The organism is Chryseobacterium sp. JV558 (genome assembly GCF_033712365.1).
In the GTDB taxonomy this organism is placed as follows: Bacteria; Bacteroidota; Bacteroidia; order Flavobacteriales; family Weeksellaceae; genus Chryseobacterium.
In genome coordinates this window covers 1,051,798-1,072,227 of record NZ_WJHU01000002.1, presented here as the reverse complement: position 1 = coordinate 1,072,227, position 20,430 = coordinate 1,051,798, and the positions used below count along the sequence as shown (strand labels likewise).

Here is a 20,430-nt window from a genome sequence, read left to right as displayed (position 1 = left end):
AAAACAGTACTTATGCGCAGAAGAATCCGCAAAAAGGCCCCCGCTCACAAACCTCCGATTCCTGTAACGGAACCTGAAATCATAGAAAAAGAAATCATGCCTTTTGTTTTAAGACATGAAGATGAAATCATTACTTATATCAGGGATAAGGCCATCAAAGAGACCATGAAATCATTGGCTCCTCTGCTGGAAAAACTGGAGGAAGCCGTGAAACAGCAAGAATCTCCTCAGGCACAGGCTGCCACACCAGCCCAGGCTGATGCTCCTATGATGAACTACGAAGAACAGTTAAAAAGACTTCAGGAGGCATCTACTGCGAAGGTAAAGGAGAAAGAACTTAAAATAATGGACAGAATGAATAAGCTGAATGCAAGATTTGGCAATATCCGTCCATAAAAACATCAAAACCAACAGATCGTATGAACGAAATTGATACCATAGTTATGGGAATGTCTACCGCTGTACCTAACGCTATTTCAACACAGGTAAGTGCACATTCTACGGGTGCAATGCAGATCAATTCTGCCTTGAATCAACAACGAAACAACATGACCGCCATCAGCAACTACGTCATGGGAGTAAAGAAAATGAGTCCAAAGAATATGAAAATAAAAGAATTGGAGACCATTAGGAAAGGTCGTTTTTAGTTCCGGTTTCCACACAACCACGGATGCGGTTTATGTTCTCTGTTAAGATGAAATCCGGTGCCCTCCATATATATACAATCAGGCCAACATTTATCTTGCACCGCCTTTCAGATGCTGTCTATGTACAGACGCAATTTTTCAGAATCCATCTTTAGCCCAAAGGAATCCAGCATTGCCAGCATACCTGCAGTAGAAATTTATTTTTAAGACAGATATTAAAAATAAAAACCGCATCCTTTTTATCAAAATATATGCTTTAAACTCACGCAGATTTTACAGATAGGGTTTCAATCATTGTATTCAGAGCCACCCTTCAGATCCAATCACTTATAACCTGTCAATACCAATGCTTTTGAAATGCATTCATCTGCAGGGTCTGTAGTGAGTTTAAAATAAAATATAAAACTAGTTTACCTCAATAATTATTAACCGAGATCACATCTCAACAAAAACAAAAACAATTATGCCAGTTAATGAACAAATCACAGACGCAGTAACGCAATCTAACGTGAAAGTCGTAGGAGAATCTCCTGCAATGGCTTTGGCCAACGTGTACCAATCTGCAGCCCATTCTACAGGAATCATGTTTGAAAATGCAGTAAATGCACAAAATCAGCAGAACATTTTAGGCCAGGCAGCTACCACTCAGGGTATTCTGCAGATCTATAGCCTGGATACGGTAGCAGATGCGGTATCTATTGCTAAGATTCTTAAGCCTTAATTTTTAAGCTTTTTTGATAAAAAGCAATTCTCAGCCGGAAAATCCGGTCGTTTTTTAACCTAAATAAACAATAATCATTATGCCAGTTAACGAACAAATCACAGATGCAGTAACGCAGTCTAACGTAAAGGTAGTTGCAGAATCTCCTGCAATGGCTTTGAGTAACGTGTATCAATCTGCAGCCCATTCTACAGGAATTATGTTTGAAAATGCGATGACTGCCCAAAATCAGCACAACATCGTAACGCAAGCAGCTACTACACAAGGGATCACTCAAATCTACAGTAAAGATACCATAGCTGATGCCATCTCAATTGCTAAAATCCTTAAACCTTAATTCATTTTTGCAGACCGCAAATAAAAACTTTTTTAAAAGCCGGAAGAACCGGTTATTCTAACCCAAATAAACAATAATCATTATGCCAGTAAACGAAAAAATCACAGACGCAGTAACTCAATCCAACGTAAAAGTAGTAGCAGAATCTCCTGCAATGGCGCTTGCCAACGTATATCAATCAGCTGCACATTCTACAGGAATCATGTTTGAAAATGCAGTAAATACACAAAACCAACAAAACATTGTCACTCAGGCAGCGACTACACAGGGAATCACTCAGATCTACAGTCTGGATACCATTGCTGATGCTGTTTCTATGGCTAAAATCCTTAATCCGTAATTCATTTTTGCGAACAGCTTAAATACCATTGTCCGAACAACCGGAAAATCCGGTTGTTTTTAACCCAATAAACAATAATCATTATGCCAGTAAACGAACAAATCACAGACGCAGTAACACAGTCTAACGTAAAGGTGGTTGCAGAATCTCCTGCAGTAGCTTTAAGCAACGTATATCAGACAGCAGCACATTCTACAGGAATCATGTTTGAAAATGCGGTGAGCGCACAAAACCAACAGAACATTGTTACTCAAGCAGCTACTACACAGGGTATCGCACAGATCTACAGTCTTGATACCATTGCTGATGCTGTTTCTATGGCGAAAATCCTTAATCCGTAATTCATTTTTAAGGAAAGCTTAAATAATTAATCCAAACAGCCGGAAAACCCGGATACTTTTAACCCAAATAAACAATAATCATTATGCCAGTAAACGAACAAATCACAGACGCAGTAACGCAATCGAACGTAAAAGTAGTAGCAGAATCTCCTGCAATGGCTTTAAGTAACGTATATCAATCCGCTGCACATTCTACAGGAATCATGTTTGAAAATGCAGTAAATGCACAAAACCAGCAAAACATTTTAGGTCAGGCAGCTACCACTCAGGGTATTCTGCAGATCTATAGCCTGGACACTGTAGCAGATGCGGTTTCTATTGCTAAAGTATTGAATCCTAAATTATAGTGTATTTTTAGATTTCTTGTGGTCAGGGAGTACATTCATGTGCTCCCTGATTCTTTTTTGGATAAAATTATTTGTCAAATAATACGATTTCGTTCGGATCTATCACCTGATTCTGTACTGCGTAAATCACAAGCCCGGCCATATTTTTCACTCCTGTTTTGATCATCAGGTTGGTTTTATGGGTTTCTACCGTTTTGGGAGAAATAAAAAGAGAATCTGCAATTTCCTTGGTACTGAGCTGCTGGCAAACCAGTCGGAGAACATCCACTTCTCTATCAGTAAGCTCATTCTTAGAAAAGGCATGAAACTCCGGAAGCTTGTTGGAAAGCTGGCTTCTCATGACATCAATCTGTTCATTGGAAAAGTAATGTCCTGTGTGGTGAACGGTTTTAATGACAGCCAATAATTCTTCCAATTCAATTTCTTTAGGCAAAAAAGCATGGGCTCCCATTTTCAGCATCTGCCCCATAAATGAACGGCGGTAAAAACTGGAAAGAACAATGATTTTTGTTTCAGTTTCCCTTTTAGCCAGTTCAGACATTACTTCAAGGCCATCACCGTTTGTCATTCTCAGATCCAGAATAAGAATATCTAAAGATCCGGAATCCTCAGTGAGAAATTGATAACCGCCTGTTGAGGTCAGCGTTACCTGGTAATCTCCATTATTATCAATATAGTTTTTCAAAAGCTGTACAAACAGCAGGTCATCATCTACAATTCCAATTTTAATTTTTGCGTATTCCATGTTTATTTTTATTGTATTGCCATACAGGCTATGAATTTTGTGCCTTTTTCGGGCTGTGTTTTAAGTTTATAAATGGCTTTAATTTTCTGTGCTCTTGACTGAATATTCCTCAATCCAATACCTCCCGAATGGGTTTCCATGATAAAACCACGTCCGTTATCTTCTATGGTTAGCATCAGATAGTTCAGAGATATTCTCAGCGATACATCTACTCTGGTGGCTTCAGCATGTTTCAAAATATTGGTGACCAGTTCCTGTATAATTCTGAAAAGGTTCAGTTTTACCGGGCTGCTGATTGGAGTTCTTATGGTAATATGGCGGAAAATGACTTCTATATTTTTATTAACCTGATCAAGATAATCTGCAATTAAATCTGCCAGTTCAACCTCATCAAGATCCGGTGGTGTAAGATTATGGGATAATTCCCTTATCAGCTGCATTGATTTTTTCAGATCACGATTAAGCTCTTCGGGATTTTTATCTGTAAGATTCAGACGGATAAGGTTCAACTGTGAGATAATATTATCATGAAGTTCTTCTGCCAGGCGTTCCCTGTCCTTTTCCTGTAAAAGCAGTGTATTCTCCCAATATTCCTTTTTTGTGTTCCGGACCAGCTGAGAAACTTTCTGTTTATTTTTCTTTATACTTTTCAAATAATTAATGACCAATAACGTAATGAATAACGTTGTTAAAAAAAATAGTCCAATACCGATCCATATCCATAGAACTATCTGATCCTGATTTTCCCAACGCCACATCCCAGATTAATAAAAGCAATATAAAATGACAATAGCAGAAGGCCTCTGAAAAGCCAGATAGGAGCTACCCAACTCAGATGGTTGCTGATTAAAAAATTAAAGGTCGTGGATATGATACATTCAATAGAAAAAAACAGGAAAACAATGATGTTCACGATAAACATATCCCTGTCTGCCCTACCTTCTCTGATGATCTTCATAAAATAAGAGGCGGCATAACTGCAAATAATAATACTGGTGATAATATTGGAATAAAAAGTAACCTGTGTATCGTCTTGCATATACAACAAATTAATAATCAATGCTAATATTGCATACCCATAGATCATCCATTTTAATTCACGGGAAAGCTGGATATAGTAATTGCTATAAATCACAGTAAGGATCATTAAACCAAAAAACTGGCTCAATGTATAGTTGTAAATATTGAGTGTATTTAATTTCATCATCCGGTCCGCTAAGTCCGTCAGCTCCAGCATGAACTCTCCTGAGAGAAGTATAATCACAGGAAGTTTTGTTTTTATCCCTTCTTTTACCAATAGAATCAGTCCCGTACACAAGACCAGGTTAATAATAATTTGTAAATACAGGGATAAACTGTTATACGAAAACACTAGTACTTTGCTTCAAAAGTTGATAGTCATTAAGAGTATCAATGGTAAAAGGAGGTCTTGGGGTAGAATAGTTTTCCGCGGTCTCACTCATATGATTAATCGCAAGACTTTTCACGGTAATAATTTCGATATGAAAAGGAAAATCCAGATCTTTTTTCTCCAGATCATCAGTAAGTCCGAAGAAACTGGTACAGGTCTGCCCTCCTGTAATCCCCATTTTATCATAATCTGAAAACGGAATAGAAATAAGCTGAAAAATATCTTCTGTTTTCTGAGCCTGTATCCATGAGGTTCCAAACATATTCCATCTGAAATTACGGTTAATGGCAGATTCAGCTGTAATTGGAGGTGGAGTCACTTCTTCGTGATTGCTGCTTTCCATCTTTTCTTCAGTGAAGTTTCGGGAAAACTCTTTAATAATGATGTTACTAAAATTGGCATCCTTATCACTTTTAGAATCAATCAGAAAAAATTTCAGCTGTTCTTCATGAATACCTACATATGCATGGATCGTCTTAAATTCTACTGTTCCAAGGTTCTGTTTCCATTGTTCAATTTCCTCACCTGAAACACTGAAATGAGTTCCCTGATTTAAAAAATTCAAAATTTCTGCCCCATTTATATCAATTCCGTTTTTATAGGAATCAATAAGATTTTTCCATTTTCTGATGGCTTCAAAGATGTTTTCAGTAGTCATGATAGTATTTATTTGTGAATGATAATTATTTTATGTGTTGAAATTTACAAAAAAAACAGACTGGTATTTATTTTAAATCACATTCAAGTGGAAAATAAAATTCAATTGAGTGAAAATTAATATTTCTTCAATTTTTTATAATATCGGATTAGGGACAGTCTGTATCTTTGTGCCGGGAATACTCCCATTTAAATAACTACTAGCAATGATTCCATTTCACGAACTTATATTTTTCATCCTGGCTGCACTCATCTTAGTGATCAGTCCCGGTCCTAATATGATTTATCTGATTTCAAAGTCTATAACACAAGGGAAAAAGTCCGGATTTATTTCCTTGGCCGGAGTGGTGTGTGGGTTTTTATTCCATATTATCATGGTATCTTTTGGTCTTACTGCAGTTTTGCTGGCCGTTCCGTTGGCTTATACCGTTCTTAAAGCCGCAGGAACTGTCTATCTTTTATATCTGGCTTATCAGGCAATAAAGCCCAGGAGCAGAAATATTTTTGATGTTGATAGAAATGTAGCTCATGACAGCCCTAAAAAGCTTTTCACCATTGGTTTTCTAACGAATGTATTAAATCCGAAAGTGGCTGTATTTTATCTGTCTTTCTTTCCTCAGTTCATCAAACCTGAGTATGGTTCCATATTTACTCAAAGCCTTGAACTTGGAGTTATTCAGGTTCTGATCAGCTTCAGCATTAACTTTATCATTGTATTAACGGCTGCAAGAGTTGCCCTGTTCTTTTCCAATAATCCGGTATGGATAAAGGTTCAAAAATGGTTTATGGCCAGCGTGTTAACCTATTTAGCAATAAAAATGGCACTTTCAAAAGCAAAATAAAATCCGGAACAGGTTTCTTTCTGTTCCGAATTCCGGTGTATATTCATATAAAATCTGATCTAAAGAAAACATTATCATTATGCACCGCGAATTTGAGATTAATATTCCGACTGTAAAACCGTGAAAATACGTAATTTTACGGTTGCGTATTTATCCTCATAACAACAGGTTTACAGATGAAGCAGACAATTCCTACTTATGATTTAAACGGCATTTCTCACCACAAATTCCATGTCAAAAGAATGGATGAGCGTACTCAGGATGCTGAGGATATTCTTTTGGACAAAGGAATACACCGGGACAGTCATTATATTTTCACCTGTATGGAAAGCGGCCATGTAAAAATGATGGTAGATTTTAAAATGATTGAATCAAAAGATTCCGGTATTTTCTGTGTATTGCCGGGACAGGTACATCAGGGACTTTTGATGAAAGACGTTTGCGGATGGTTTGTAGCTGTAAAAGCAGAGCTTGTTCCTGATACGGTACGTTCTTTTTTTGATGAATCTCTGAGTGAAATACAACCGCTGTCAATAGACAAAAACCTCATTAAAGAAATAAATACCACAGCCGGTATGCTCCATGCTTCTTATACGGACGAGATGCTTTCCTCTAAAGAAGGATTTCTGGTTGTACAGTCATTGCTTAATGCGTTCCTGGGAATGTTTGCTCTGATCTATTCCCGAAATAATCAATCTCCTGCTTCCAGTGAAAACCGGACTTTACAACTATCCAGAATATTCAGAAGCTTGGTTAGGAAGGACTTTAAAACCTCGAAAAGTCCATCCGAATATGCAGAGATTTTAAATATTACAAGAGGATATTTGACGGAGGCAGTCCGGGAAGCAACCGGGAAGCCTGCGCAGCACTGGATTCACCAGGAAATTTTAATTGAAGCTAAAAGATTGCTGGTCTTTACGAGCCTCAGTGTAAAAGAGATTGCTTATGAGCTTGGATATAGCGATCACACTTATTTTAGCCGCTTATTTTCCAAACTGGAAGACCAATCTCCATCAGAATTCCGGAACCTACATCATAACAAACATTAACCACGAATAGTCCAATTATTCCCACGAAACAGCTATCGGTATTTTCTGATTTTGCAACGTCCTTTGCAATAAAAATGATTTATGCCGAGTTTACCAAAATGGATCAATGACACAGTAGAAAATGTCTGGTCCTCAAAATTTAAAGACTGTACGGTTATCCATATAGAAAAAATCACAAATGATCTTCGTCTTATACGTTTTCAAACAGATTTACAGGATGTTTCTTACGAACCTGCCTATGCAATTGGGATAAGAATCAACGGCCGTGATTTCCGGAATTATTCTCCCTTCAACTTCAACCAGGAAGCGGGAACTTTTGATGTTCTATTTCACCTGCATAACTCTTCTGCTGTCGGAAGTAATTTTGTAACCCAACTTGCTGCCGGAGATTCCATAAAACTTTTAATGCCCAGAGGAAAACAATTCTTTGCTCCCAACGCGAAAATTCATTTTTCTGTGGGTGACGAAACTTCACTGGGAAGTTCTCTTTCAATCAAAGAAGCTGTGGAAGAAAATAATTCTTTATTTATATGTCTTCATGAACTGGAAGAGTGCTCTGCTCTTGAAAAACTGAATTTATACGGCTATCATTGTCCAAAAAACAATACCATGAGAATGATTGAAGCGTTGAATGATTTTCTGAGGGAAGAAAAAGAAGCTATCTATAATGATGATGCTGTTTTCTACCTTACCGGAAATGGAGAACGAATGTCTCTGATCAGAAAATTTCTTAAAGCCAGAGGAGTTTCACCCAAATGTATAAAATCACAAGCATATTGGATTGAAGGAAAAAAAGGATTGTGAGAAACGGAAAACAGTTGATGTTTTCACTGTAACAATGAAACTTTATCCGACAATAGAAAATTATTGCCGGATAAAATTATCATTACTACATCCTAAAATTTAAATTATTTCTGTTTTTTCCCTAATTCCTTCACTTTTCTTAACCATTGAACCCGCTGCTCATCTTTAGAATTTCGGATGATTCCGATATAAGTCAGTTTAACAGGTTTTACGCCACAATATTCCAATATGGATTTTTTAAGCTGATTCACGCTGGGCCTGCCAAAAAACAGACGGTAATACCAACCTGGCTGATCCAATGTGGTAATGATGTGAGCTGTTTTACCTTTTAAAAGTTTGTCCCACCACACAGAATTCTCACGGAATTTATAGGCCATTCCCGGTAAGAAAAGGCGGTCTATAAATCCTTTCATTAAGGCTGGAAATCCTCCCCACCAAACAGGATGCACCCAAACCAAATGATCTGCCCATTGGATAATATCCCATGCTTTCATCAGATCCGGTTCAAGCTCCATTCTTTTCTGGTAGCCAAACTGCAGATTAGGATTAAATTTCAACTCTCTTATGACAATTTCCTTTACTTCTGCGCCTGTTTCTACAGCTCCTTTCCTGTAAGCTTCTACCATTCCAAAGTTGAAAGAATCTTTATTGGGATGCCCGTTGATAATTGCTATTTTTTTCATTGTGTGACATTGATATTGATGGTTTCATAGGTATGAAGCTGCGCCATTAATGCTAAAGGTTCATGCAGCTGATGGCTGAAATAAACATTGTTTTCATGCGGATTTCTCAGCAGTTCTTCGGTATGCAGAACAGCAGATAAAGCAGTAAGTTCGGCCTGTCCTTTCATGCTTCGTAAGCTCAGCTTCTTATGACCTTTTTTATCTTTCACCACAATTTCAAACACAGACTGATCTCCGTTTCCGCTAGATCCAAAGATCATTTTTCTTTCTTTTAATGATAAAATATTAAAGATTCTCAGGTATTGAAAAGATCCCAGCAGCCAGGTAATGAATTTCGAGTTATAAGTCATTTTTACACTTACTCCGGGAATTCGTTCTACTTTATTAAGAATATAGAGATCCGGCACGTCAAAGTTATAAGCGTTTCTCTCTCCTATTCCAAAAGAGAATTTAAAAGATTCTGTGTTTAAAAAGTGTCTGATAGAAACAGGCTTATCATTCTTATAATGCACAAAAGGAACGGCTACATTTTCTGCCATAAAATGGGCTGAGCTCTCCCCCGCCAGATCTTTTACAGAATAATACACAAATACCTTTACTTCCTCAATATCATCTGAACTGGAAAGGGTATTGACCAATCCCGGTACGATTCCGCCCATCCATCCTGAACTGAAGACAATTCTGCTGTTCACATCTGCTTTTCCTGCAATATCATAAGCTTTTACCAAAGCCGGAGTAGGCTTGGTAATATCCAGATAATCTATATGATTGGCAATGGCAAAACGAAGTACATAATCTTCTTTATCATTCACAGAAAGAATAATGAGGTTTATTTTTTTTTCCAGAATAACCTTAAAAGTAGAAGGATCTGTGACATCAATTTTCAGGTTCTTATCCGTTTGTCCTCCTTTTCGTCCTCCAATATAAACAGTAAGATGAGGGTTTCTTGATTTCAGAATACGGGAAATAGTTTTTCCAACCAATCCATTTCCTCCAATGATTAAAATATTTTGCTCCATAACTTTTTTTGACAAAAGTATAGCGCTCGGATTGCAATGAACAGGACAAATGTCTAAAAAGAAACCTCCTTTCTGATACGGCTCAAATGCCGTTGTGTAATTCCCAGATAGGAAGATAAATACTGTAATGGAATTTTCTGAATATAATCAGGATGATTCTTTAATAATGTTTCATACCGCTGCGCTGCGCTGTCTCTCTGAAGCTGAAAAAAACGTGTTTCAAGTTCAAGATATTCCTGTTCTGCAATGATCTTTAAAAATTTCGTCCAGTTAATGCTATTCTTTACCAGCTCATCTACTGCTTCTTTTTTAAGAATAATCAGCTCTGCATTGGTAATAGCCTGCATACTTTCTTTACTGGGACATCCTGAAATAAATGATGAATAGGCAGCGATCATATGATTAGGAAACCTAAAGCAATAGGTCATGTCTTTTCCTTCATCTGAAGTATAAAAGGAACGGAAAATACCGGATTTCACCAATCCTACTTCTCTGCAAAGTTCTCCTTCCTGTATAAAATAATCATTTTTATTAACGAGTCTTACCTCGGAAAATTTCAGGAATTCTTCAATTTCATCCTCTGAAAACAGATTAAAGCTTCGAAAATAATCACGTATCATCATTCTTCAAATTAAGTGCATTCTAATGAAACACGAAAATAGATAAAAGATGAATGCAACATGCTTTATAAACGTAAAGTTTTCATTTTTTTTAAGATTTTATTTTAAGTGAGCAAAGATCACTTTCTCAAAAGTCAAATAATTTGGTTTTGTCATTCTGAACACAGACTGAAGGTCTGCGAACGTAGTTCTGAAATGTAGTAAAGAATCTCATACTTCTCGTTATTAATGAGATTCTTCCTTCGTCAGAATGACACTTTTGAGACTTGAGATAGCCTTTTTTTAAGTGAATGTATAGCCATACAAATTTCAATTAACAGCAAAAAAAAATCATCTCAGGACGAGATGATCACCGTTTTGAATTTACTTGAGTTATTTATGAAGATATGAATGATGTTTTGTTGTAACAAAGATAGGTCAACACTGCTTTTTATCCATCAGTAGAATCCCTAGATTTATATCCGTAAAAATACGGTTGTATAAAAAGAAAAGCCCTGCAGGAAATACCGTACAGGACTTTGGTTTATCTAACAATTCTTTTGTTTGATGTTTAAAAATCAAGATATAAAGCAATGATTTCATTTACTTTAAACCCTGACTTTTCTTTATTAAAGAGGACTTACCAATTGCAGGAACCATTCTTTAACTTCTCCTTCCAAATAAGGAGCAAGTTTTTCTTCACATGTTTTATGGTAACCATTCAACCATGCGATTTCACTTTCTGAAAGAATTTCTTTCGTTACTGTATCTTTGAAGAACGGGCAGAATGTCAATGTTTCAAATTCATAGAACGTTCCGTGAATTGTTTTTTCTGCTTCTTTTACTGCAATCAGGTTTTCGTGACGAATTCCGTAATGTCCTTCAAGGTAATATCCAGGTTCGTTTGAACATACCATTCCCGGAAGAAGTTCCTGAGGATTCAGATCCTTTCTGATGTTTTGCGGTCCTTCGTGTACATTCATGAAGCTTCCTACTCCATGTCCTGTTCCGTGGTTGAAATCTTTGCCTTCCATCCATAACGGAAGTCTTGCAATAGCATCAAGGTGTACTCCTTTCGTACCTTTCGGGAATTTTACCATTGATAAACGGATTAATCCCTGTAATACCAATGTTGAATTTCTTTTAAACTCTTCCGAAGGTGTTCCCAAGGCAAAAGTTCTTGTAATATCTGTAGTTCCTTCAAGGTACTGACCTCCTGAATCTACCAGGATGGTTTCCTCATTAGTAACTTCTTTACTTCCTTCTTTTTTGGCAGAATAGTGCATGATGGCACCATTATCTTTATATCCTACGATAGAACCAAAGCTTTCTCCTACAAAGTTTTCCCCTTCTGCACGGAATCCTCTCAGTTTTTGTCCGATAGAATATTCATTCATGGCTTCTTTTCCGGCATTGTGAGTTAACCAATAAAGGAATTTCACCATAGCCACTCCGTCTCTTACCATTACTTTTCTGAAACCTTCAAGCTCAGTTTCGTTTTTCTGTGCTTTCATCAGGTTACCAGGAACCGGAGCTTTAATAAACTGGTTGTCTGTTTTTAATGTTTCAAAAATCTGTTGGTTGCTGTTGGGAGAAACCAGTACTTTTTCATTTTTGAAGGTCTTCAGGTAATTGTAGAATTCTTCGTAAGGCATCATTTTAACAAAGGAATCATCCATTTGCTTTCTTGCTCCTACTTCCATTTTTTCCAATCCTGTGAAGAGTACAGCATCGTTTTTAGTAATCACAATATACCCTAAAAATACAGGGTTGCTTTCTACATCACTTCCTCTCAGATTGGCTGTCCATGCTACATCATCCAGACTTGATATGATATGTACGGTAGCTTCCTGATCTTCCATTTTCTGACGGATAGCAGCAATTTTATCAGAAACAGATTTACCTGCTCTTTCTACCGGATGCACAAAAATTGGGTTGGCAGACGGCGTTCCTCTTTCTTTCCAAACTTCTTTTAAAAGCGGAAAATCTACTAACGTAATATTTTTTGAATTAAATTTCTGAGAAAGCAGTTCCCAGTTGGCATTAGAAGCTGCTAAAGCATTTACAGCCACTTTACCACCTGAAGGGATTTCTGAAATGATCCAGTCAATATAATTAGGAGTTCCTTCCATACCATCTTTGAAAAGATCGATTCCTGAACCATCCAGCTCAATAGCGGCTTGTGTAAAGTATCTTCCGTCTGTCCAAAGTCCGGCTTTGTCTTTGGTAACTACCACAAAACCAGCGGAACCTAGGAAACCTGACAACCAAGCTCTCTCCTGCCATTCTTCAGGTAGATATTCGCTCATATGCGGGTCTGCAGAATATACTATAAATGCATCAACATTATTTTTCTGCATTTCTTCACGAAGTGCAGCAACTTTTTCCTTTGAAGTCATTCTTTTCTTTTTTAAACACCGAAAGTTACGAAAAATTTGAAGTCGGGAGCTGAAATCTAACGGCTATTTTACTTAATAATCTGTTATTTTATCAGGAATTCTTTTTGAGGAAATATGCAATTTGATTTTTTATGTTTTTATATTAAATCATGTTGATTATTTCCCCCTTAAAGTCACAAAAACACTTTTGATATTCTCATTAAAATGTTAAACATATTTGATAAAATAAATCATTTTCACTTAAAAAAAACTACCACATTATCAAAATAATAAATTTTTGGAAAGATTATTGCTGTATTCTACTCCATGAAACAGCAGAACTATAATAACCACAGGAAGTTTTATCCACCTCATCATTTTATTTATCTTCCTTTGCTCATCCTATTGGAGATTTTCGGAATTTATAAAATCTGGGATGACCCTGGAAATCAGTTGATCTGGATTTTATTTTCTATCGTGATTTTTCTGCTTTTTTATCTGGCATTTATGACACGGCAGCATTACGCATTGGGACTTCAAAACCGGATGGTGATTCTTGAATTTAAGCAGCGGTATTTTGAAATTTTCAATAAAAGATCAGATGAAACTGTTGAAAAACTAAGATTTGATCAGATTGCTGCATTGAGATTTACCTATGACGATGAGTTCAAGGAGCTTTTATACAGAGCTCTTCATGAAAACATCTCAGGAGATGAAATTAAAAGGTCTATCAAAAAATGGAGGGCTGACCGACTCAGAATCTAACACCTCAACATAATATATCTTATGAAAAAGTGGAGCTTTTACAGTATCACGATATTAAGTTTGTTGATACTAACAAGTTGTGAAGCAGTAGAAACAATTTTTAAGGCAGGAATGTGGTGGGGAATTCTCTTAGTCTGTGTAATAGTAGGGATTCTTTTACTGATTTTTTCGAGGGGTAAAAACTCTTAACCATGCTTTATGGAGAAGAATACAGATTTGGAGATGATTTCTCACCTTAAGCCTTCCAAAATTGTTAAAATAATGAAGGACCCGGAAGCTTCTGCAAAGGCGGTACATCTTGTATATACCACCGATGCAGAAACCGCCGGAATTACCCGTAAGAAAACAGGAAAAAAATATTCCTATTATAAAGACGGTGAAAAAATAAAGGATAAGGAAGAGATTACAAGAATCAACAGCCTGGTACTTCCTCCCGCCTGGGAAAATGTATGGATCTGCGCCCTTGATAACGGGCATCTTCAGGCAACAGGCTTTGACATTAAAAAAAGAAAACAATACCGCTACCATCCTCTTTGGAGCGCTTTAAGAAATCATACGAAATTTTACAGGATGCTTCAGTTCGGGTATGCATTACCAGACATCCGGCAGCAGGTAGAACAGGATCTTGCTCAGAGAAATTTTGAGAAGCGGAAAATTCTGGCCTTAATTGTAAGTCTTATGCAAAGAACCAATATCCGTATTGGTAATACCATTTATGAAAAGCTGTACGGTTCTTTTGGTTTAACTACCTTAAAAGGCAAGCATGTGAAGGTAAATGGACATAAAATCACATTTTCTTTTAAAGGAAAAAAAGGCATTATGCATAACGTTGACCTTAGAAGTAAAAGACTGGCAAGACTTATTCAGAAATGTAAGGATATTCCGGGAAAAGAACTTTTCCAGTATTTTGATGATGAAGGAAACCACCATTCTGTGGATTCTGGGATGGTGAATGACTATATAAAAGAGATCAGCGGGGAAGATTTTACCGCTAAGGATTTCAGGACATGGTCCGGAACAGTAAGTGCTTTGATTGCATTTAAAGAAATTGGGTATGCAGAAAACAATACTGAGTATAAAAAGAAAGTAAAAGAAGCCCTGGAGATGGTTGCAGAGAATTTAGGAAATACTTCGGCTGTCTGCAAAAAGTATTACGTTCATCCTCTGGTTATCAATCTTTACGAAAACAATACAATTAAAAAATACCTTGATGAGCTGGAAATCATAGAAGAAAATGACGGAAAAGCTGATCTGACGAAAGAGGAAAGGCTTGTTCTGAAAATTTTGGAAAACGAGAGAATGTAGGAATTTGTTGGTCAATAGTGGATTTGCTTCGCAGTGAATTTTTATACTATACTTCATGAATTCTATTGACTATTCACCTGCGCAGCAAAAACTAACCATTGATATTAAAATTATACTCTTTACATCAAACTGAAATTCTGTTGTTATTTAAAAACTGAATTCTGTACTCTTTCGGAGTAATCCCTGCAATTTTTTTGAAGAGCTGAGTAAAATGGGAAGCAGTATGAAAGTTCAGTTCGTAAGCAATCTCAGCAATATCTTTACTGGAGTGAAGCAATGCTTTACTGTAATTGATATCAATCTCATTGATCCATTGTTTTGGGGATTTCTGGGTAACGCCTTTTACACATTTATTCAGGTAGCTTTCAGTGACAGACAGTTTATCGGCATAAAATGCCACTCTTTTTTCTCCCACATGATATTTAAACAAGAGATCCCGAAACTGAAGGGACAATTCCATAGGGCGTGTTGCAGATTTGTGATGGGTATCAGAATCTGTACTCAGCATTTTGATTAAAATAAGATGGAGCATTGTAACCACTACATCATTGATATTGAGATTATTCAACCATAATTCCTGCTCCATAATGGGAAGAAGCTGGGTAATGGTTCCATAGGTCAGGCTGTCCAGATTCAGGAAGGGAGTCATGAAAAAGATACTGCTTTTGTGTTTGGGCAGTTCCTGTTCGGACAGGATATTATTTTCATAGGCAAGGAAGAACCCTTCAATATCATCGGATAATTCTACGGTTGCTGTGATTGTTCCTTGCTTGATAAAGATAACCCCACCTTTTTCAGCATAGTATTCTTTATTTTCAAGGTATTGTCTCATATGACCGTTGGTAACGAAAATAATGAAATTAAACGTTGTACGGTACGGAATCACCGGCATCAGAATGCCTTTAAGGTAATTTTCTATCCGATAGAGCTGTATATCAGCATTATTGGCTAATATCTTGTCCGTAATATTCGGAAGAAAAAGTTTTTTATATTGAAAATTGGATAGAACTTCCATATCCTTGTTATGATTATTTAAAGTTATACAAAATATTTGAAAGCAAAGGAGGCAAGTAAAAGAGTGAAAAAGCTAAAGCGTAAATGGTAAAAACCCCGAAACACGTATCCCGAAAACTTTCCAACTCTTATACTTCCTCACTCATTCATTTAGAATTTATAGTACACTCCTACTCTCACTCCAAAAGGACTTCCTGGTGTGTAGGTAAGATCTGTAATAGGTTCTGCCTCTCCTTTTAGCTGGGTTTCTGTGGCAAACTGGGCTTCATTCCATTGTACGTTGAAAAGGTTGTTGACCTGAATATTGGCACCCCACTTCTGACGGTTATAGGAAAGCATAAGATCGTTTACAAAGTAAGCTTTGGTTCTGATACTGTTATCCTCTACAGCTGGTCTTGCTCCAAGGTAACGATACTGGAGTCCTAAAGAAAAGCCATGCAGGAAATCCCAGTTTACAGATCCTGTACTGGTTACTACCGGAGCCAGCGGAACATAATCCTGTCCTTTTTCTTCTTCTGTAAATCTTGCATGAGAATAGTTGATATCAGCATTCAGATAAAAGTTTTCCAACGGTTGGAAACGAACGCCAAGATCGGCACCAAAACGTCTCGATTTCCCTGAAGGTTCTACCACTGCATCATCTCCTACATAAACAAATTCCTGCTGCAGATCCATATACCATAAGGCCGGAGTAATAATCAAGGATTTGAACGGATGTAATCTTACCCCGAAATCTGCTCCAATAGAATACGGAAGAGTATTTTCGTTTTTATTGGGAACGACTACTCTCAGGTCATTGGAATGGAAGCCCATCCCTGTTTTCAGAAACCACATTACGTTGTCGTTCTGAGCGTAAGAGAAGTTCAATTTTGGGCTTAGCCTTGTTGCTTCTTTTGACTGTCCGGACGGCAGTTGTTCTACATCCAGCAGATTGTGCATATTAAAGATAAAATGATCTACTCTCAACGCAGGATTGATGGTCCATTTTCCTGTTTTCCATACCAGTCCTGAGTAGGCGTGAAGATTGGTTTCTGTTCCTGTCGCATCTGATAATCTGTCAAGCAGCATATCTCTGTGATAGACATGATTAAGCTGTAGGGTATTGATGTCATCATTTCTTAATCCTATTCCTGAAGTCCAGTTTAAAGAGCTGTTTGCCAGGTTGAATGTTTTGGTATATTTTATTTCTGCACCGTAGATATTCCTTCCGTCGGTCTGTTGAATTTCATCTCCGTGGTCTTTATCTTTTAAATTAAAGGTAAAATCAGAATACAGATTGAAATTATATTTTGAATAGAAAGCCATGGCATCAATCTGCTCGGAAGGAGAAATGATGTGCTTAAAGTTCATCTGAAGGTTTGTTCTGGAAGTTTTACCGCCCTCTGTAGGATCAATACTTCCCCATCTGCCAATAATTCCTTCATCTACAGCGCGCTCCGGAATCTGTCCGGAAGCATTCCATGAAGAATTGAATGTTGAGAACTGGATATTGAAATAGTCTTTGTCCGTAAGCCATTGGTTGTATTTCCCGAAAATATTAACTCTGTTAAAATTTTGTTTTACATCAAAAGGCCCGTCTGTATAGTTGTATTCTGCCGCTATATAGGCATTTTTCCTTCCCAGATCATCATGCAGAATATTGAACATTCCCAATACTCTTTTTGAATTGAACGAACCTCCTTCCAGTTTAATCATACTGTTTTTCAACCCATTGTACGTCTGAAAATCTACATATCCTGCCGTATTAAAATCTCCACGATCCATATAATAAGCTCCTTTTCCGAAATCAATATTATTAACGGTTTCAGGAATTACAAAGTGTAAGTCAGAATATCCCTGTCCGTGGGCATGGGATACAATATTCACAGGCATTCCGTCAACATTAACGCTTACATCCGTACCATGATCGGCATCAAATCCTCTTAAAAAAAGCTGTTCAGCCTTTCCGCCTCCGGCATGTTGTGCGATAAATAATCCAGGTACTTTTCTTAATAAATCCTGTGCTGAATTTACCGGAAATTTATTCAGATCCACTTTGGTAATGGCTGATAAAAACGAGCTGTGATTGATGGCCACTTCAGAAATCTGAAACGGCTTATGCTGTAAGAAAATAACTTTATTTTTATCTTCATCGCTGGTTACCACCCATTTTATCTCATCATATCCCTGACGGCTGATTACAAGGGTATCAGGAAGTGACTTTACAGGGATGGCAAACATACCATCTGCCGCTGTATGAGTATGGCTGTTCCCGTGGTCATATTTTACCAAAGCATCTGCAATGGGAAATTTGTCATCTGCATCTTTAATCAGCAACTGTTTTTCTGTTTCCTGCGCCATCATTTTTCCACTGAATGCCATTGCCAGAAATACGGCTGCTATTTTTGTTATTTTCATTTTTTGTTTAGTTAAATTATAAATTAGATAAGTGATGAGAGAGAATAGACAAAGAGATGAGAGACTGGGAACATTCATACGTAAAGCTCCACAACCTTCAAATCCTTCAAACTCTCCAACCCAGAAGCTACGCTTTCGCTTTAAGGAATACTTTCTGAATTAAAAGCGTAATCCACGTTCCGGTTACGAATGGGAAAGTAAATACTCCACCTACAATATCCAGACAATGATTGTCTATTAAAAGATCATCAATGGCAATAGTGATAAGAACAGCAATAAGTACCCATAAACCATCTGTTTTTTTTACTCCTGAGAAAACGATTGCCGAAAGCACAGCATTAAAACCAAATAATCCCATGTGGATTTCTTTAATAGGTTCTCCGTTCAACTGAGATAATCCTGCACCGAGAATAGATGCCGCCAGCCCATATAAAGCGGCTATGGGAGAACTGATAAAAACGGCAAGAAAGAAGATCATTCCTGAAACAACTCCACCTTGAAATATTACTTCACCAAAACCATTGGTACAGGCAAGAAAGTCATCATAGTCTGTAGGCACCACTTCACTGCTCAACATCGCAGATGGTGGAATATGGGTAAAATGATGGAGGGCAAATACCAATATCCATGTGATGATAATGAAAGGAAAAGTAAAGACCGGAATTTTCTTCTGCATAAAGAAATGCTGAATAACAGCCGCCAATGCTCCGCCCAGCACTATTAAAATCCAGATCAACAATGTAGTCTCAAATAAAAAGGACAACGCTACTCCTACAAGTGCTGCACTGAAGCCGTAAAGTCCGGCATTGATCTCAGATTTGGCATAGTTAAGTTTCATTGCTGTGAAAGTTCCGGCTGCCGTTGAAAGTAATACCGCCACCCCGCACTGCCAGCTTCCCATAAAGATTCCTATAAGAAACAGAAGTCCTGTCCATCTGTTTTCCTGGAGCATAATCTGTCCGATTCCTTTCAAAACATGGTCTATAAAAGGTAGTTTTTTGAAAAATTCGTTCATAGTTTTTTTAATTGTATTAATAATTGTGGATATTAAGATAAGAGACGGATAGATGATAGACATGGGAGGCAGAATCAATTTTGCTTCGCAAGTGAATGGTGAATTGTCAATGAAAGGATAACAGCTTTAAACAATTCCACTCTCAAACTCTCTTACCTTCAAACTCTACCATTTACACCCCGAAACTCGTTTACCATCCAAGAAAGACCATTCCGATTCCGCAAACGGTTACTACAACTCCGCTTACCACTCCCATGTATCTTTCCAGTTTTTCGGTATTGAACAGTGTTGAATATCCATAGCGTCCCAGAAGAACCATTCCAAGCATTGTCAAAACGGTAGTTACAGTGAAAGAAGTTACCAGAACAGCAATTTCAGACATTGAGTGTTTTACTCCTGAATAGAATAATAAAGGAATCAAAGGTTCGCTGGGGCCCATTACGAAAATCATGAAAAGTACAAGCGGAGTCACTTTTATTCTTTTTTGAGGCATTATCATTTCACTATGATTATGTTCGTATACATAAACATCATCACCCATCACATCAAAATGCTTATGTGGTTTATTTCTGATTGCCTGAATGAGACCGTATACCAGATAAACACCTCCAAAAATAAGCAGCGCCCATCCTGAGAAATTCCCTCTGATATCCTGAAACCATGAGATTTTATTGAGCTGCCATCCAAGGAAAACCCCGATAAAACCTAAAATCAGAGAACTGAATACGTGTCCGAAACCGCAGACAACCGTTAATATTGCTGTTTTCATACCGCTCCATTTCTTGGATTTTGAAATCACGATAAATGGCAGGTAGTGATCCGGCCCTGAAGCGGTATGTATGAAACTTATTGAAACGGCACTCAAAAGAAGCGCCCAAACTGTACTATCCATTTTTTATTAATTCTGTTATTTCAGATTCTTTATTAAGTTTTGGCTAAAGCCAATGGAAGATTTCTTTTTATTAAGCGGGCTAAAGCCCACTTCTATTGAATATGCTTCTCGCAAATTTTGTA

General features: G+C 37.3%; 24 protein-coding genes. 12 read left to right on the top strand and 12 right to left on the bottom strand.

Features of this window, described 5'->3' with window-relative positions; translation table 11 throughout:
- Positions 1-12: 12 nt before the first annotated feature.
- The 7 genes from GFU89_RS10715 (at position 13) to GFU89_RS10685 (ending at position 2,733) form a co-directional block, all read left to right on the top strand.
- Positions 13-396 (top strand): hypothetical protein, encoded by a 384-nt coding sequence (locus tag GFU89_RS10715; RefSeq protein WP_318847115.1) that lies wholly within the window; start codon positions 13-15, stop codon positions 394-396.
- Positions 397-419: 23 nt separating this feature from the next.
- Entirely contained in the window at positions 420-647 is a 228-nt protein-coding gene (locus GFU89_RS10710; protein ID WP_318847114.1) for a hypothetical protein, read from the top strand.
- Positions 648-1,110: 463 nt separating this feature from the next.
- Positions 1,111-1,368, top strand: a complete 258-nt coding sequence (locus tag GFU89_RS10705) for a RebB family R body protein (protein ID WP_047378383.1) — start codon at positions 1,111-1,113, stop codon at positions 1,366-1,368.
- 79 nt (positions 1,369-1,447) lie between these two features.
- Positions 1,448-1,705, top strand: coding sequence for a RebB family R body protein (locus tag GFU89_RS10700; protein WP_077418520.1), 258 nt, complete (start codon positions 1,448-1,450; stop codon positions 1,703-1,705).
- Positions 1,706-1,787: 82 nt separating this feature from the next.
- Positions 1,788-2,045, top strand: a complete 258-nt coding sequence (locus GFU89_RS10695) for a RebB family R body protein (protein WP_047387826.1) — start codon at positions 1,788-1,790, stop codon at positions 2,043-2,045.
- An 83-nt stretch (positions 2,046-2,128) separates the two neighbouring features.
- Entirely contained in the window at positions 2,129-2,386 is a 258-nt protein-coding gene (locus GFU89_RS10690) for a RebB family R body protein (protein ID WP_047421299.1), read from the top strand.
- Positions 2,387-2,469: 83 nt separating this feature from the next.
- The gene (locus GFU89_RS10685) at positions 2,470-2,733 is read left to right on the top strand and encodes a RebB family R body protein (protein WP_047378387.1); all 264 of its coding nucleotides are present in this window, start codon (positions 2,470-2,472) and stop codon (positions 2,731-2,733) included.
- 67 nt (positions 2,734-2,800) lie between these two features.
- Here the strand turns inward: GFU89_RS10685 and GFU89_RS10680 are convergent, their stop codons facing one another.
- The 4 genes from GFU89_RS10680 to GFU89_RS10665 form a co-directional block, all read right to left on the bottom strand.
- Positions 2,801-3,478 carry a response regulator transcription factor gene (locus GFU89_RS10680; RefSeq protein WP_318847113.1) on the bottom strand — a complete coding sequence of 226 codons (678 nt, stop codon included), beginning with the start codon at positions 3,476-3,478 and terminating at the stop codon, positions 2,801-2,803.
- A gap of 8 nt (positions 3,479-3,486) precedes the next feature.
- Entirely contained in the window at positions 3,487-4,131 is a 645-nt protein-coding gene (locus GFU89_RS10675) for a sensor histidine kinase (RefSeq protein ID WP_309874356.1), read from the bottom strand.
- 74 nt (positions 4,132-4,205) lie between these two features.
- A complete protein-coding gene (locus tag GFU89_RS10670) occupies positions 4,206-4,742 on the bottom strand; it encodes a hypothetical protein (protein WP_318847112.1) in 537 nt (178 codons plus the stop codon).
- 94 nt (positions 4,743-4,836) lie between these two features.
- The gene (locus GFU89_RS10665) at positions 4,837-5,547 is read right to left on the bottom strand and encodes a hypothetical protein (protein WP_318847111.1); all 711 of its coding nucleotides are present in this window, start codon (positions 5,545-5,547) and stop codon (positions 4,837-4,839) included.
- Positions 5,548-5,752: 205 nt separating this feature from the next.
- Here GFU89_RS10665 and GFU89_RS10660 point away from each other — a divergent pair, with 205 nt between their 5' ends.
- The 3 genes from GFU89_RS10660 (at position 5,753) to GFU89_RS10650 (ending at position 8,241) form a co-directional block, all read left to right on the top strand.
- A complete protein-coding gene (locus GFU89_RS10660) occupies positions 5,753-6,388 on the top strand; it encodes a LysE family translocator (RefSeq protein ID WP_318847110.1) in 636 nt (211 codons plus the stop codon).
- Between the two features lie 176 nt (positions 6,389-6,564).
- Entirely contained in the window at positions 6,565-7,437 is an 873-nt protein-coding gene (locus tag GFU89_RS10655) for a helix-turn-helix domain-containing protein (RefSeq protein ID WP_318847109.1), read from the top strand.
- An 81-nt stretch (positions 7,438-7,518) separates the two neighbouring features.
- On the top strand, positions 7,519-8,241 hold the full coding sequence (locus tag GFU89_RS10650; protein ID WP_318847108.1) for a siderophore-interacting protein: 723 nt from the start codon (positions 7,519-7,521) through the stop codon (positions 8,239-8,241).
- A 104-nt stretch (positions 8,242-8,345) separates the two neighbouring features.
- Here the strand turns inward: GFU89_RS10650 and GFU89_RS10645 are convergent, their stop codons facing one another.
- The 4 genes from GFU89_RS10645 to GFU89_RS10630 all read right to left on the bottom strand — a co-directional run bounded on the left by GFU89_RS10645 (position 8,346) and on the right by GFU89_RS10630 (position 12,941).
- Positions 8,346-8,924: an NAD(P)H-dependent oxidoreductase gene (locus GFU89_RS10645; RefSeq protein ID WP_318847107.1), complete on the bottom strand. Its 579-nt coding sequence runs from the start codon at positions 8,922-8,924 to the stop codon at positions 8,346-8,348.
- The gene (locus GFU89_RS10640) at positions 8,921-9,943 is read right to left on the bottom strand and encodes a saccharopine dehydrogenase (RefSeq protein WP_318847106.1); all 1,023 of its coding nucleotides are present in this window, start codon (positions 9,941-9,943) and stop codon (positions 8,921-8,923) included. Before GFU89_RS10640 ends, GFU89_RS10645 begins: the two co-directional genes overlap by 4 nt.
- A 53-nt stretch (positions 9,944-9,996) precedes the next feature.
- Positions 9,997-10,563: a Crp/Fnr family transcriptional regulator gene (locus GFU89_RS10635; protein ID WP_413228589.1), complete on the bottom strand. Its 567-nt coding sequence runs from the start codon at positions 10,561-10,563 to the stop codon at positions 9,997-9,999.
- Positions 10,564-11,171: 608 nt separating this feature from the next.
- Positions 11,172-12,941, bottom strand: a complete 1,770-nt coding sequence (locus GFU89_RS10630; RefSeq protein WP_318847104.1) for an aminopeptidase P family protein — start codon at positions 12,939-12,941, stop codon at positions 11,172-11,174.
- Positions 12,942-13,247: 306 nt separating this feature from the next.
- Here GFU89_RS10630 and GFU89_RS10625 point away from each other — a divergent pair, with 306 nt between their 5' ends.
- Both GFU89_RS10625 and GFU89_RS10620 read left to right on the top strand, forming a co-directional pair.
- On the top strand, positions 13,248-13,685 hold the full coding sequence (locus GFU89_RS10625) for a DUF6526 family protein (protein WP_318847103.1): 438 nt from the start codon (positions 13,248-13,250) through the stop codon (positions 13,683-13,685).
- Positions 13,686-13,883: 198 nt separating this feature from the next.
- Positions 13,884-14,990, top strand: a complete 1,107-nt coding sequence (locus tag GFU89_RS10620) for a DNA topoisomerase IB (RefSeq protein ID WP_318847102.1) — start codon at positions 13,884-13,886, stop codon at positions 14,988-14,990.
- Positions 14,991-15,114: 124 nt separating this feature from the next.
- On the opposite strand, the gene GFU89_RS10615 is transcribed toward GFU89_RS10620, so the two are convergent.
- From GFU89_RS10615 to GFU89_RS10600, 4 genes are all read right to left on the bottom strand, one after another.
- Complete coding sequence (locus GFU89_RS10615; protein ID WP_318847101.1) at positions 15,115-16,005, bottom strand: helix-turn-helix domain-containing protein; 891 nt, start codon at positions 16,003-16,005, stop codon at positions 15,115-15,117.
- A 149-nt stretch (positions 16,006-16,154) separates the two neighbouring features.
- The gene (locus tag GFU89_RS10610; protein ID WP_318847100.1) at positions 16,155-18,401 is read right to left on the bottom strand and encodes a TonB-dependent receptor; all 2,247 of its coding nucleotides are present in this window, start codon (positions 18,399-18,401) and stop codon (positions 16,155-16,157) included.
- A 127-nt stretch (positions 18,402-18,528) separates the two neighbouring features.
- The gene (locus GFU89_RS10605; protein WP_318847099.1) at positions 18,529-19,416 is read right to left on the bottom strand and encodes an urea transporter; all 888 of its coding nucleotides are present in this window, start codon (positions 19,414-19,416) and stop codon (positions 18,529-18,531) included.
- Between the two features lie 190 nt (positions 19,417-19,606).
- Positions 19,607-20,308 (bottom strand): hypothetical protein, encoded by a 702-nt coding sequence (locus GFU89_RS10600; RefSeq protein WP_318847098.1) that lies wholly within the window; start codon positions 20,306-20,308, stop codon positions 19,607-19,609.
- Between the last annotated feature and the right edge of the window lie 122 nt (positions 20,309-20,430).

Bases quoted from the DNA above. Each gene is read 5' to 3' on its own strand.
- GFU89_RS10715 (WP_318847115.1), top strand. From the start codon at position 13: ATGCGCAGAAGAATCCGCAAAAAGGCCCCCGCTCACAAACCTCCGATT.
- GFU89_RS10710 (WP_318847114.1), top strand. From the start codon at position 420: ATGAACGAAATTGATACCATAGTTATGGGAATGTCTACCGCTGTACCT.
- GFU89_RS10705 (WP_047378383.1), top strand. From the start codon at position 1,111: ATGCCAGTTAATGAACAAATCACAGACGCAGTAACGCAATCTAACGTG.
- GFU89_RS10700 (WP_077418520.1), top strand. From the start codon at position 1,448: ATGCCAGTTAACGAACAAATCACAGATGCAGTAACGCAGTCTAACGTA.
- GFU89_RS10695 (WP_047387826.1), top strand. From the start codon at position 1,788: ATGCCAGTAAACGAAAAAATCACAGACGCAGTAACTCAATCCAACGTA.
- GFU89_RS10690 (WP_047421299.1), top strand. From the start codon at position 2,129: ATGCCAGTAAACGAACAAATCACAGACGCAGTAACACAGTCTAACGTA.
- GFU89_RS10685 (WP_047378387.1), top strand. From the start codon at position 2,470: ATGCCAGTAAACGAACAAATCACAGACGCAGTAACGCAATCGAACGTA.
- GFU89_RS10680 (WP_318847113.1), bottom strand. From the start codon at position 3,478: ATGGAATACGCAAAAATTAAAATTGGAATTGTAGATGATGACCTGCTG.
- GFU89_RS10665 (WP_318847111.1), bottom strand. From the start codon at position 5,547: ATGACTACTGAAAACATCTTTGAAGCCATCAGAAAATGGAAAAATCTT.
- GFU89_RS10660 (WP_318847110.1), top strand. From the start codon at position 5,753: ATGATTCCATTTCACGAACTTATATTTTTCATCCTGGCTGCACTCATC.
- GFU89_RS10655 (WP_318847109.1), top strand. From the start codon at position 6,565: ATGAAGCAGACAATTCCTACTTATGATTTAAACGGCATTTCTCACCAC.
- GFU89_RS10650 (WP_318847108.1), top strand. From the start codon at position 7,519: ATGCCGAGTTTACCAAAATGGATCAATGACACAGTAGAAAATGTCTGG.
- GFU89_RS10645 (WP_318847107.1), bottom strand. From the start codon at position 8,924: ATGAAAAAAATAGCAATTATCAACGGGCATCCCAATAAAGATTCTTTC.
- GFU89_RS10640 (WP_318847106.1), bottom strand. From the start codon at position 9,943: ATGGAGCAAAATATTTTAATCATTGGAGGAAATGGATTGGTTGGAAAA.
- GFU89_RS10635 (WP_413228589.1), bottom strand. From the start codon at position 10,563: ATGATACGTGATTATTTTCGAAGCTTTAATCTGTTTTCAGAGGATGAA.
- GFU89_RS10630 (WP_318847104.1), bottom strand. From the start codon at position 12,941: ATGACTTCAAAGGAAAAAGTTGCTGCACTTCGTGAAGAAATGCAGAAA.
- GFU89_RS10625 (WP_318847103.1), top strand. From the start codon at position 13,248: ATGAAACAGCAGAACTATAATAACCACAGGAAGTTTTATCCACCTCAT.
- GFU89_RS10620 (WP_318847102.1), top strand. From the start codon at position 13,884: ATGGAGAAGAATACAGATTTGGAGATGATTTCTCACCTTAAGCCTTCC.
- GFU89_RS10615 (WP_318847101.1), bottom strand. From the start codon at position 16,005: ATGGAAGTTCTATCCAATTTTCAATATAAAAAACTTTTTCTTCCGAAT.
- GFU89_RS10610 (WP_318847100.1), bottom strand. From the start codon at position 18,401: ATGAAAATAACAAAAATAGCAGCCGTATTTCTGGCAATGGCATTCAGT.
- GFU89_RS10605 (WP_318847099.1), bottom strand. From the start codon at position 19,416: ATGAACGAATTTTTCAAAAAACTACCTTTTATAGACCATGTTTTGAAA.
- GFU89_RS10600 (WP_318847098.1), bottom strand. From the start codon at position 20,308: ATGGATAGTACAGTTTGGGCGCTTCTTTTGAGTGCCGTTTCAATAAGT.